10 protein-coding genes are annotated in these 11,947 nt (G+C 67.0%); all 10 read right to left on the bottom strand.

The annotated features are described in order from the left end of the window. Positions 1-96 precede the first annotated feature (96 nt). The 10 genes from K2M58_RS05890 to K2M58_RS05845 all read right to left on the bottom strand — a co-directional run bounded on the left by K2M58_RS05890 (position 97) and on the right by K2M58_RS05845 (position 11,777). On the bottom strand, positions 97-990 hold the full coding sequence (locus K2M58_RS05890) for a lipoate--protein ligase family protein (protein WP_220678672.1): 894 nt from the start codon (positions 988-990) through the stop codon (positions 97-99). A 14-nt stretch (positions 991-1,004) separates the two neighbouring features. Beyond that, entirely contained in the window at positions 1,005-1,295 is a 291-nt protein-coding gene (locus K2M58_RS05885) for an AzlD domain-containing protein (RefSeq protein WP_220678671.1), read from the bottom strand. A gap of 163 nt (positions 1,296-1,458) precedes the next feature. Continuing rightward, positions 1,459-2,187, bottom strand: coding sequence for an AzlC family ABC transporter permease (locus K2M58_RS05880; protein WP_220678670.1), 729 nt, complete (start codon positions 2,185-2,187; stop codon positions 1,459-1,461). Continuing rightward, the gene (locus tag K2M58_RS05875) at positions 2,184-3,023 is read right to left on the bottom strand and encodes a lipoate--protein ligase family protein (RefSeq protein ID WP_220678669.1); all 840 of its coding nucleotides are present in this window, start codon (positions 3,021-3,023) and stop codon (positions 2,184-2,186) included. Before K2M58_RS05875 ends, K2M58_RS05880 begins: the two co-directional genes overlap by 4 nt. Before the next feature lie 112 nt (positions 3,024-3,135). Then, a complete protein-coding gene (locus K2M58_RS05870) occupies positions 3,136-3,978 on the bottom strand; it encodes a sulfite exporter TauE/SafE family protein (protein ID WP_220678668.1) in 843 nt (280 codons plus the stop codon). Between the two features lie 167 nt (positions 3,979-4,145). After that, positions 4,146-5,261, bottom strand: a complete 1,116-nt coding sequence (locus K2M58_RS05865) for a P-loop NTPase (protein ID WP_220678667.1) — start codon at positions 5,259-5,261, stop codon at positions 4,146-4,148. Positions 5,262-5,394: 133 nt separating this feature from the next. After that, the gene (locus K2M58_RS05860; protein ID WP_220678666.1) at positions 5,395-5,958 is read right to left on the bottom strand and encodes a hypothetical protein; all 564 of its coding nucleotides are present in this window, start codon (positions 5,956-5,958) and stop codon (positions 5,395-5,397) included. 43 nt (positions 5,959-6,001) lie between these two features. Then, the gene (locus K2M58_RS05855; RefSeq protein ID WP_220678665.1) at positions 6,002-9,028 is read right to left on the bottom strand and encodes a molybdopterin-dependent oxidoreductase; all 3,027 of its coding nucleotides are present in this window, start codon (positions 9,026-9,028) and stop codon (positions 6,002-6,004) included. Between the two features lie 99 nt (positions 9,029-9,127). Then, positions 9,128-10,681 carry a 4Fe-4S dicluster domain-containing protein gene (locus K2M58_RS05850; RefSeq protein WP_220678664.1) on the bottom strand — a complete coding sequence of 518 codons (1,554 nt, stop codon included), beginning with the start codon at positions 10,679-10,681 and terminating at the stop codon, positions 9,128-9,130. A gap of 145 nt (positions 10,682-10,826) precedes the next feature. Further along, the gene (locus tag K2M58_RS05845) at positions 10,827-11,777 is read right to left on the bottom strand and encodes a LysR family transcriptional regulator (RefSeq protein WP_220678663.1); all 951 of its coding nucleotides are present in this window, start codon (positions 11,775-11,777) and stop codon (positions 10,827-10,829) included. Positions 11,778-11,947 lie beyond the last annotated feature (170 nt).

Here is an 11,947-nt window from a genome sequence, read left to right as displayed (position 1 = left end):
CGTCGGTTCCGGACCGCGCCTGGACCGCGATCGCCCGAGGGCACGGACGCGGCTTCCGGACCGTTCTTCCGGAGGGAGCGAGAGCCTCGGTTCCTCTCAGCGCCGGAAAGTCCACTCCGGGCGGCCATACTTTTCCCGGACCAGCCGTTCGGCGAGGGCCGTTTCCTCCGGCGTAAGCGGCTCCGGCGCAAAGCGGATGCCGAGGGCCTGCGAGAACCCCTCGACGAGGGCAGCTTTCAGCGCCTCCACCCCGACCGGCCGGCCAAGCTCCGCTTCGATCGCCGTCGCCGTCCGGCGAAACCGCTCCCGGGCCTGTTCCCGGGCCGCCTCATTCGGAAAATAAAACAGGCGAAACATCGCCGCCTCATCGTACGAAAGCGGCACCGATCCGTGCTGCAGAAGAACGCCGCCAAAGCGCGCCTGGGCGCTTCCGGCGGCTTTTTTGCCGCCGATGACGAGCTCATACGCCCCCGGCGACTCGAAACAGACGGGCGATCCCGGCTTCGGCGCCGCCGCTTCCGGCGCCTGAAGCTCCGCCGTCCGGAGGCCGAGGGCGTGGAAGGCGGCCACGAGCCCTTCCGTCAGGCGCCGAAAGGCGTCCATCACCCCCGCCGGGATCCGCGGGTCGTCCTCCGGGACAACGATCGAATACGTCACCTCCCGGTCGTGAAACACCGTCCGCCCGCCGCTCGGCCGCCGAACGAGACCGACGCCGAGCGCCTTGACCGCCTCGAGGTCGACCGCCTCCCGGACCGCCTGGTTCATCCCGAGGGAGAGCGACCGGGGCCGCCACGTATAGAGCCGAAGCGTCGGCGGCACCCGCCCGGTCCGGACGAGCTCGACCATCGCTTCATCGAGTGCCATGTGAAAAGCCGGATCTCGATCGTCCGTCACGACAAGCCGCCACGTCGGCGGCTTTCCGGCCGGCGGAGGGTCGCCGGCGGCCCGCTCACCGGCAAAGCCCGCCCCGGCGCCGATGTCCTGCACCATCCTCGCCCCCTCCCCTAAAACCAGGTGCTCACGGCGGCCGTCACCGCCACCGCCCCGAGGACGACGACGATGAGCGGCCTGCCCCGCCACGCCAGCCCCGCCGCCACCGCGGCGCCTGCGACACCCGCCGCCGGCGGCTCCGTCGCCTGAAACACCCCCGGGACGATGAGCGCCCCGAGAATAGCAAACGGAAGCAGATCGAAAAAGCGGCGCGCCCGCGGCGATCGGCCCGCCAGCGGTAGCCAAAAGGGAATCGCCCGAAGGGCATACGTCACGAGCGCCATCCCGGCAATGAGCGCCGCCATCCTCTCCCTCCCCGTCCTGTCTTCGGTCCCGACCGGATACGCCGGCGGCTTCCGATCCGCGTTTAAGCGCCGCCCGGAAGGATCCGGCCCGAAGCGCTTTTTCTTCGGCCCTTCCCGAGGACCGGCGAACGGAAACCTTCTTCCCCGAACCGCCCCCACCGGCTTAAGACGCCTCCCCGTCGGACGTCGCCGTCTCGGCCCGGTCATCCTGAGGCCCGAACGCGGCCATCCCTCCGGCGACGAGAAGGGCCGTGAGGACGATCGCGGACCCCTTGCCGATCCCGCGGCTTATGAGAGCGCTCAACATCATCGACAGGCCGGTGGCAATTGACGCCGTCCGGCTGGCCCGAACGGCCGGCACGACGAGACCGATGAAAAGGGCATAAAGCGCCACGCCCATGCCCGCCTTCAGGCTCGCCGGAAGGCCGTCGCCGACGACATAACCGGCGGCGCTTCCCCCGACCCAGGCGGCATACGGCACGAATTCGAGGGGCAACAAATACGCCGGCGTAAGCGCCGCCTGCTTGAGCGTGAGGACGGCAAACGCCTCATCCGTCACGCCGAACGCGGCCAGGGCCCGCACCGGCCCCCGCCGATCCGAAAACCGCCGGGCGATCGCCGCGCTCATGAGCGTCATGCGGGCGTTCAAAAGGAGCGTCAAAAGCACGATGCTCCCGATCCCGGCGCCTTCTCCGAGGAGCGTCAGGGCGATAAACTGGCTCGCGCCGGCGTACACCGCCATCGACATCCCCATCGTCGCCCACAGCGAAAGGCCGACGCCTTTGGCGAGAAGGCCGTAGGCGAGCGCCACCGGCAGATACCCCAAGGCGATCGAAACGCCGTCGAGAGCGCCGCGGCGGACGTCGGTTCCGAAGGGGGCTCCCGGCTTCATTCCACCTCCCCGCCTTCCGCGCCGCCCAGGCCGAGTCGCGCGCGGCTTTCGGCCACAAGCGCCCGCACGAACGGGTGAAGCGCCGAAACGCCGTCCGGCCCGAGGACGTCCGAAAGCGTCCCCGCCCGGACGAATCCGTCGGCCCCCGCCACGAACGCCGAAAGAAGCGCCGCCGCCGCGGCCCGAATCCCCGCCTCATCCTTCAGATCCCGCCACTCCGCCAACGCGCCCATCCGCTCCGGCCGGACGATGGGGCCGCCGGCCAGCCGGTAAAACGCCGCCGCCCGCTCGGCCCGCTCGGCGCCGGTCCCGGCGACGAGCACGAACGCCTCGACGGCTGCGGCCCCCCGCCACCTCCGCTGGGCAAGGCCGACGATCTTTTTTCCGAAGACGGCTCCGTCGTACCGGCCCGGACAAAACGCGCCCTCCACCTCACCGAAGGCGACGGAAAGGCCGAAGCGACGGAAAAAATCTTGAAGCCGCTCCGCCGCCCAGCGAAACGCTCCATCGATCGTCGCGAGCGAACCGCGGGCCGGCCCGATCCAGGCGAGGTTCACCACCCCCGGATCGATCGGCACGAGGCGACCGCCGGACGGCCGGACGAGGCCGGCCGCCCGGTATTCGGCGATCACCTGCCGGGCCGCCCGGCGGCCGGCCGCCCCTTTGACGTCCTGGGCGCCGAAGACAAACGTCGGCGGCGCCGTCCAAACAAAAACAGCGGTCGGTCCTCCGCCGGCGATCGACTCGGCCAATCTCCTTTCGGCCGCAAACGCCAGCGCCGCATCCGAGAGCAAAAGGCCCGGCCCCGGCGGCCGGCGATCTTGAGGTTCTTCCATCGGCTTCGTCACCATCATGCCGATATTATAGCACTTCGACTCCCGAGAAAAAAACGAAGATCCGTCCGCATCTTCGGACGGATCGCCGCTTCCCGGTCGAACGGTCCGTCGTTCAATTTTCCGGCTCTGCCGGCGGAAGCGGCACGTCGGCCGGCACTTCGCCGGGAAGAAGAATGTCCCACCACATTTTCGCCACCGTGAGCGCGATGAGGGCCGTGAGAATCCCCTGCAAAAGGCGCGGGCTCGTGCGCGTCATGAGGCGGGCGCCGAGCGGAGCGCCGAGCATGCTCGCGATCACCAGCACCACGCCGTCGGGCCAGTAGATGATCTGGTTTGAGAGCACTTTCCCGAGCGTCGAGCCGATCGAGTTCAAAAACGTCACGGCGAGCGACGTCGCGATCGTCATGCGCGTCGGGATGCGGAGGATGAACAGCATGAGCGGGACGAGGATGAACCCGCCTCCGGCCCCCACGACGCCGGAGGCGAGCCCGACGAAGACGGCGATGCCGACGGCGAGCGCCCGGTTGAAGCGCACCTTATCCGGCGGGACGTCGTCAAGCTCTTTTTTCGGCAAGAACATCAAAAAGAGCGCCGCTACCGCCAAAAGCGCAAAGACGACGTTGACCGCCGCCTGCGACAGATACTGGGCCCCGAACCCGCCGATAAAGCTCGCCAGCAAGATGGCGCCGCCCATGTAGAGCACCAGCGACCGGTTGAGATACGGCTCCTTCCGAAGCGCCACCACCGCCGAAAGCGTGGCGAAAAACACCTGGATCGCGTTCAGGCCGGCCACCTCGTGGGCGCTGTAGGAAAAGCCGGCGAGAAGCGGCGGGAGATAGAGAAGCATCGGATATTTGATCACCGCCCCGCCGATGCCCACCATCCCCGAGACGAACGAGGCGCTCCAGCCGATGAGCGCGAGCACCAAAATCTTAATGAGCAGCGCTCCTTCCAACGCCCCCCCACCCTTTCTTCCCCGACTCCTTCTCCGACGCTATCCGGTCGACGGAATCCCCCGCCAGAACTCAAAAGCGGGGCCGCCCCGCCCTCAAGGCATACCGTACCACCGTTCGTTTCCCCACCGTCCCGAAAAAAGCCGGTCGGTCGGGCGACCGGCCTTTTTCAGTTCGGACGGGCGAGGACGAGCGGCCCAAGCGGGCGCTTCTCGACGGCTCCGGCGCCGGAGGCCTCGAGCGCCGCGATCCGTTCCAGCAGCCGATCGACGACGGCCGAAAGCGCCGCCCCCGCATGCGGATCGTCGAGGATCAGCCCGCCCCCCGGCACAAACGGCACTTCCCCCAAAAGCGGCGCGCCGAGCGCCTCCGCCACCGCCCGGCCCCCGCCTTCCCCGAACATCCGGTCCCGGGCGCCGCAGTGGCGGCAGACGATGTAGGCCATGTTTTCGATGACGCCGAGCAGGGTCGACCGGTTCATCGCCCCGGCCCGCTCCGCCACGTGGGCCGCCGTCGCCTCCGGCGTCGTCACGAGGACCTCGTACCGCCGCGTCGGGAAAAGCTCCCGCACGTCCAGCGCGAGATCCCCCGTCCCCGGCGGCAGATCGAGGACGAGCACATCGAGCGGTCCCCAGTAGACGGCGTCGCTCAGGTGCCGGAGCGTCTTCGTGAGCATCGGCCCCCGCCATAGGATGGGAAGATTCTGCTCCTGAAACAGGCCGATCGACATCCACTTCACCCCGTGGACGACCGGCGGCACCGTCATCACGTCGACGACGACCGCCCCTTTCAGACCGACGAGGCGCGGGATGCTGTGGCCGTAGATGTCCGCGTCGAGGACGCCGACCCGGTGCCCCCGCCGGGCGAGGGCGATCGCCAGATTGACGGTGAGCGTCGACTTGCCGACGCCGCCTTTGCCGCTCTGGACGGCCAGAATGCGCACCTCGGGGTTGTGGCGGTAGATCCGCGAGCGGGCATCGTTCGACAGCTTGTGGCGCATAAGAAGCCGGTCGGCGAGGGCTTTTTTCTCCTCCGCGGTCATCTCCGTAAACCGAAGCTCCACCCTCGCCGCCGCCTCGCCGAGGGCTTTTTCCAGCGCCCGCCGCACGTCCGCCTGAATCCGATCCGTCAGCGGACAGGTGGACGTCGTGAGGGCCACCTCCACCCTCCCGCCGCCCCGGCCGACGTCGATCGTCCGCACCATGCCGAGCGTGACGATGTCGAGGCCGAGCTCCGGGTCGATCACCGCCCGAAGCGCCCGTTCCACCTTGCGCCGTTCGAACATCTCCGTCCCTCCTTTCCGCTCCGGATTTCTCTTCACCCGCTTCGAGCGTTCGGTCCCAGCCGCGACCGCTCCGGGCGCGGCGCAAAGCGGCCGGAGGCGACGACCGTCCGGCGGCCGATCCCGCCTTCGGGACTTAGCTTCCCGGCGGGACGAAGGCACAGCTCGCCGCCTGCGGCGGAGAGAGGTACTCCCGGAGCGCCGACAGCGGCCCGTCCGAATCGGCCCCGGATGTCGCCAGCACCTGATCGAAAAACCGCTCCAGCGCCGCCATGAGGCCGTCCGGCTCGGCGGCCTCGAGGATGAAGCGCGGTTCGGGCGGCGCGCTTTTGTCGCCGGCAATGACGAGGAGCCGCTTCGGTTCAAAGGCCAAAAGGGCATCCCACCCGTGGCCGGTTCGCTCCCGCCCGAGGCGCACCTCCGCCGGTACGGCGATCTCGAGCGTGCCGGCCGGCAAAAAGGCGTAAAGGAGGAGGGCCGGCACCCCGTCCTCCAGCTGCCCGGCCCCCCACGCTACCTCCGCCCGCACGGTCGGAAGCGCACGTCCTGCGCCGTTCGGCGGCCCCTCCGCGCCGAGGAGGCGCCGGAGGGAGGAAAGATCGGCCGCTGGATCGACGACGGCAAGCGTCTCTCCGTCGTCGCCGGCCACCCCGGGGCGGGCCAGCCCTTCGGCGACGATGAGGACGACGTCCTCCGCCATGGCCCTCCTCCTTTCCGGATTCTTTATTGACCGCTTCGCCCGATCAGCGTTGCGGCTGCCAGCGGTAGGCGTCCGGGTGGGGCTTAAGGGGCCGGAGCATCCAGTACGGCCGCCGCTCGCCCCGGGGCCCCGGCGCCGGCCGGGTGTAGCCGAGCCAGCGCTTGTAGACTTGGAACGATTTTTCCGTGTCGACGACGACCTCTCCGTAGCGGCTCGGATCGTCGACCCGCTCCACCCGCACCTTGACGTGCCAGCACATCATGCCGCTGATCGGGTCCGGCTGCACGGGAATGATGAGGTTCTGGTGCACCCCCGTCTCTTCCCACCAGATGCGGCTCGTATCCGGATCGTCGCTCGCCCACGGGGTGACGCCTTTTAAGCGCACCATGCGCCAGCGGCTTCCCTCTTTTTCCAGACGGACGAGGGCGGAGTTCCACCGGTCGCTCCCGTGGTCTTCGTGGAGACGCCAGCGGCCGAGGTGGTGGGAGACGGCGATGACGCCGGGACGGATACCTTCCGTCACCCAAACCTTGTCGATGAAGTAGCCGATCTCCGATTCCACCTTGACGAGAGAACCCGTCTTCACCCCGAGGCGCTCGGCGTCGACCGGGTTCATCCAGACCGGGTTCGTGTGGGAGATCTCATACAGCCACTTGGCGCCGTTCGTCCGGGAGTGGATGAGCGTCGGGATGCGGAACGTCGGCAGAAGGTCGAACTCGTTCTTCTCCCGGTCGATGAAATCCGGATGCACGTGGGAGACGATGTGGAAGTACTTCTTCCGCTCTTCTTTGTTCCGGGGGTAGAAAGGGATCGCGTACTCCGGCCACTTCCAGTCCTTAAGCGTCGTCGAGAAGAACTCGAGCTTGCCGGACGGCGTGGGGAACCCCTGCACCGGCTTGCCGTCGACGACGATGCCGACGCGCACCTCGCCGTGTTCGTTTTTGAAGGGCCCCGGATATGGTCGGAAGTTGACCTTCGGCGGCGGGTTTTTCGTCCACACACCCGGCCGGACGCCCGGCAGCGTCACGTCGAGCGGAAGCGCCTTCGGATCGGCGGCCGCCGTCCCGCTCGCCGCCACCTCTTTCATCGCCGCCTCCCGATCCGGGATGATGCGGGCGTCCTTCAGGACGTCTTCCGGCACCGGCTTTTCGTACTCCCGGTAGACGTCTTCCGTCACGGTAAAGACGCCGTACTTGCGCATGTACTCCATCGGCGTCAGGCCTTCTTTGGCCGCCGCCTCCGGAAGGCCGGGGACCGAGTTTTCGAAAATCCACCGGTAATACTCTTCGATCGTGATCTTTTCCCCCGGCCGGTACGGCGACTCGAAGTACTTCCGGATGCCGAGCTTGCCGTCCGGATCGATCCGCCACGACAGCTCGATCCAGAATTCGTTTTCCTCCCAGACCTCGCCGGGGTTCGCTTCGTAGGTGAAGGTCACCTTCTGGCCCTCTTTTTCCTTGAGCACCCGGAGCACCGGCTGCCGGAAGCCGATCCACTGCGCGGCATGCGTCTCGTAGCTGAAGAGGTCATGCCGCTCCGGGGCGAGGCCCATCGGAAGGACGTAGTCGGCGTACTGGGCCGTCTCGTTCCACGTCGGCGTCAAGGCGACGTGCAGGCCGACCCGGTTCGGATCAGTGAGCATCTCGATCCAGGAAAAGCCGTCGGTGAACGTCCAGACCGGGTTGACGACGCGGGTGAAGTACACTTCGAACCGCTTGTTTTTGTCCTTTAAAAGGTGCGGCAGCATAAAACTCATTTCGAAATAGGCGAGCGGAAATTCGTCCGGGAACTGGATCGTGCTCCAGACGCGGACGTTCCCGTGCGGATCGGAAAACGGCTTCGGCACGAACTTGACGTAAGCGTTCGGGATCGTCCCGCCGGGGGTCGCCACGGAGCCGGAGAGGACGTTCAGGAAAAAGAGCGCCCGAGCGATCATCCAGCCGCCCCGGTGCCCGGCCGCGGCGTTCCGCCAGATGTGGGAGGAAAAGGTCGATCCGGCCCGGCGGATCTCTTCGGCGATCTTCACGAGGACGTCCGCCCGCACGCCGGACTCTTCCGCCGCCCACTCCGGCGTAAAGGGCCGGTAGAGGGCCTTAAGCAGCCGGACGAACTCGTCGAACGTCGTCGCCTTCGGCAGATCCGCCTCGCCGATCCACCCTTCTTTGACCATAAACTGCAGGTATTCCTTGTCTTCCAGCAGTTCGTCCCAGTTGACCCACTTCCGGACGAACTCCCGGTCGAACCAATCGTTCTGGATGAGGACGTTGGCGATGGCCAGAAGCAGCGCCGCCTCCGTCCCCGGCCACGGCGAAAGCCAGTAGTCGGCCTTGTTCGCCGTGTTCGACAGGCGCGTGTCGATGACAGCGATCTTCGCCCCCCGCTCTTTGGCTTCGATGATCCGCTGGGCGTGGGGGTTGAAGTAGTGGCCGCTTTCCAGGTGCGAGCTCATGAGCAGGATGAAGCGGGCGTTCGGGTGGTCCGGCGCCGGCCGGTCGATCCCCATCCACGTCGCGTAGCCGACCCGGGCGCCGGAGGAGCAGACGTTCGTGTGGGAGTTGTGACCGTCGACGCCCCAGGCCATGAGCACCCGCTCGGTGTAGAGGTCTTCCCCGGGACGGCCGACGTGGTAGATGACCTCATCCCGCCGTCCTTCCTGAAGCGCCTTGCGGATGCGGGCGGCGATGTCGTCCAGCGCCTCGTCCCAGCTCACCCGCGTCCACTTGCCTTCCCCGCGGGCGCCCGTCCGCTTCAGCGGGTAGAGGATCCGGTCCGGGTTTTTCACCTGGGTGAGGGTGGCCGGCCCTTTGCCGCAGTTCCGCCCCCGGCTCGCCGGGTGCAGCGGATGCCCTTCCAGCTTCCGGATTTCGCCGGTCTTTTGATCGATGTAGGCGAGCAGGCCGCAGGCCGCCTCGCAGTTGAAGCAGACCGTCGGAATGAGCTTGTAACGGCGCTCGACGCGCTTCGGCCAGGCTTTCGCGTCGAGCTCGGCCCAATCGTCCCACCGCTCCGGCGGCGGAAACGAATGGAGCTTGCCGAAACGCTGGAAGCGCCCCGCTTTCATCATCACCATGAACGACCCCTCCTTTTTTAAGCCTTTCCGCCGATCACCCGAGAACGATCGCCTGGAAGCCGATCCCCTGAGAACGAAACCGGTCCGATCCCCGAACGTTCACGTGAGCGGCACCGATTGCGCCGCCTGGACGTAGGCGTGCTCGTAAGCCAAAAGCCCCGCCAATCCGAGGAGGGCGGCAAAGACGGCCCCCTGGCCTAGGACGGCGAAGAGGACGAGCGGCAACACCGCGCCGGCGATGAGCCCGGTCCAGTAGAACGTCCCGTAGCGGCCGAAGATCATCTGATGGGCCGCTCGCTTGGCGTCGATCGTCATGTGCGGCATCACGAGTTCGCTCAGGGCGAAGAGGAGGTGGACCAAGAGGCCGACGGCAAAGGCCCAGCCGACGAGGGTCCGGGCTTCCGCCGGAAGCGGAAGGAAGAGGTCGACAATGAGGAAGGCGGCGGCGCCGGCAAAGAGCCCCTGGCTGAACAGATGCAGCGGAAGAAGCGGGTTCTGCCACAGATCGCGTCCCTTCGACTGGCCGAACAGCCACGCCGTGTAGATGACCGCGAGCACCGAGAGGATCGCCCCCGGGATCACCAGGGCTTCGGCCAGGCCCGAAAGGCCGAGGAGCCCGGCGAGGAACAGAAGCGCCAGCACGAGAGCATAACCGGTGATGATAAACGCCCCGCGGACGAGCCAGGACCGCCACTGCGGACGGGTGAAGATCCGGTAAAAGGCCCATGGCTTTTCCAGGTCGAAAATGAGAATGACGCCAGTCGCGGCGAGGAAGAAGCCGCCGATGACGGACGTCGCCAGCGTCCACGTCTGATCGACGGCGATGCCGAAGAGCTTGAGCAAGGCGTAGATCATGAACGCGCCCCCGGCGATCGACTTCGTCCACGTATAGAGCGACACCCGCCAGTCCCACGGCGGCCGGTGCGGCACCTCGTAGGCGACGCGGGCGTTCGGAAGCGACTTGACGCCGCCCGCTTCGAGCGTTTCCACCGGGTACCCTTCCTTCTGCTCCGACCACATGTTGCCGCCGGTGTACGCGGCGACGGACGGGTTCAGCGTCGCTTCGTGGGCGCCCAGGTAAAACACCTTCGGCGACGTCCCTTTTTCCGGCTTCCGCACCTCCGCCTTGTTCCGAGCGATCAGGCGGGAGACCTCGCTGTTCGGGTCGTTCAGGTCGCCGACGACGATCGCCTCCGTCGGACAGACGACGACGCACGCCGGCTCGAGCCCCTGATCGATGCGGTGCGCACAGAAGTTACATTTTTCGATGCTGTGAAATTCGGGGTTGATGTTGATCGCGTCGTACGGACAGGCGGCCATACAGGCCTTGCAGCCGATGCACAGTTCCCGGTCAAAGTCGACGATCCCGTCGGGGCGGATGAACATCGCCTCGACCGGACAGACCGGGACGCACGGCGCATCCGTGCACTGATTGCAACGCGTGACCTGGAAGAACCGGTTGACCTCCGGATAGACGCCGACCTCCACCGCCTTGACGAACGTTCGGTTGACTCCCAGCGGCACTTCGTTTTCCGACTTACAGGCGGTCGAGCAGGCGTGGCACCCGATGCACCTGTTCTGATCGAGCACTTTCCCCCAGCGCACACCCGATTGAGGCGGAGAAGGGGAGATGACGTCGAGCGTCTCGAGCACGGCAAACCCTCCTTCGTCGATCCTCCGTTGCGCCCCTCGTCGAAGCCGGCGAAGCCTCGCCCCTCGGCTGATTCTATGACATCTTTGTGTCGGATGTCTGGATTCACTATAACATTGAAAACGATCGTTTTGTTATTGCGTTTTGTTATGTGCCATAACGAACCGTTATATCCCGCGGGAGGAACGCCCCGGCGCCCCGGCTCATGAGCCAGGCGACGAACGCCTCGACGTGCGGCGGCCGGTACCGCTTTCGCGCCATGGCGAGATACAGCGGCCGCGTGAGGACGAGTCCCTCCACCGGCAGATGCACGAGGCGCCCGGCGCGGATGTCCGTCGCCACGCTCATCTCGGACAGAAAGGCGACGCCGAGGCCGGCCTCGACGGCCGTCTTCACCGCCTGCGTCGCGTTAAAAGCAATCATCTTCGGCCGCGGCCCGCCAAGGCGCTCCATAAGCGCCTGCTCGACGAGCTCCCGCGTTCCGGAACCGATCTCCCGGACGATGAGCACCGCATCGGCCAGGGCCGTCGGCGGGAGGGCGCCGCCGGCGGCGGCGCGGACCAGGAGGTGGGCCGGATGGGCGACGAGGATGAGCTCGTCTTCGGCAAAGCCGATCGCTTCGACGTCCGCCTCCTCCTCCGGCGGCACCTGTCCTTCGAGCAGGGCGACGTCCAAGCGATGCTCCTTCAGCCGATCGACGATGCTGCGGGTGTTGTCGATGTAGACGTCAAACACGAACCGCGCCTCGTAAGCGAGCGCGTTGGCGATCACGTGCGGGAGCGCGTATTCGCCGATCGTCCGCGTCGCGCCGAGCAGGATCGGCATCGTCTCGCCGTCGGAAAGAAGCGTCTTCAGCGCCTCCCGGGCCCGCTGATGATCGGCGATGATCGCCTTCAGGTAGGGATAAAGCCGCTTTCCGTAGGCGTTTGGAATGAGGCCGCTTTCCGTCCGTTCAAAGAGCGGCACGCCGTAGTACGCCTCGAGGGACCGGATGTGCCGCGTGACCGCCGGCTGCGTGAGGTGCGCCCGCCGGGCCGCCTCGCTCACACTCCCGTGCTCGAAGACGAGGCAGAAAAGCTCGATGCTGAGCAGGTTCATCGCCCATCCCCCTTCCCGCCTCGGACGGCATATCTCCCGTTCGGCCTCGCCAACCGCGCGACCTGCCCGCCTTTACGGCCCGCCCGAACGTTCGATCCGCCCGGCAACGCGACCCGTCGGGCTTCACGATCCGCGCGTTCTCCTGTCCCCGCGCACCGACGCTTTCGCCG

The organism is Hydrogenibacillus sp. N12, from assembly GCF_019645935.1.
Classification (GTDB): Bacteria; Bacillota; Bacilli; order Thermicanales; family DSM-22653; genus Hydrogenibacillus; species Hydrogenibacillus schlegelii.
The sequence above is the reverse complement of the archived record's forward strand: the minus strand, read 5'-3'. Positions and strand labels throughout refer to the sequence as shown.

Bases quoted from the DNA above. Each gene is read 5' to 3' on its own strand.
- K2M58_RS05890 (WP_220678672.1), bottom strand. From the start codon at position 990: ATGGTGCAGGACATCGGCGCCGGGGCGGGCTTTGCCGGTGAGCGGGCC.
- K2M58_RS05845 (WP_220678663.1), bottom strand. From the start codon at position 11,777: ATGAACCTGCTCAGCATCGAGCTTTTCTGCCTCGTCTTCGAGCACGGG.
- K2M58_RS05855 (WP_220678665.1), bottom strand. From the start codon at position 9,028: ATGGTGATGATGAAAGCGGGGCGCTTCCAGCGTTTCGGCAAGCTCCAT.
- K2M58_RS05860 (WP_220678666.1), bottom strand. From the start codon at position 5,958: ATGGCGGAGGACGTCGTCCTCATCGTCGCCGAAGGGCTGGCCCGCCCC.
- K2M58_RS05875 (WP_220678669.1), bottom strand. From the start codon at position 3,023: ATGGAAGAACCTCAAGATCGCCGGCCGCCGGGGCCGGGCCTTTTGCTC.
- K2M58_RS05880 (WP_220678670.1), bottom strand. From the start codon at position 2,187: ATGAAGCCGGGAGCCCCCTTCGGAACCGACGTCCGCCGCGGCGCTCTC.
- K2M58_RS05865 (WP_220678667.1), bottom strand. From the start codon at position 5,261: ATGTTCGAACGGCGCAAGGTGGAACGGGCGCTTCGGGCGGTGATCGAC.
- K2M58_RS05885 (WP_220678671.1), bottom strand. From the start codon at position 1,295: ATGGCGGCGCTCATTGCCGGGATGGCGCTCGTGACGTATGCCCTTCGG.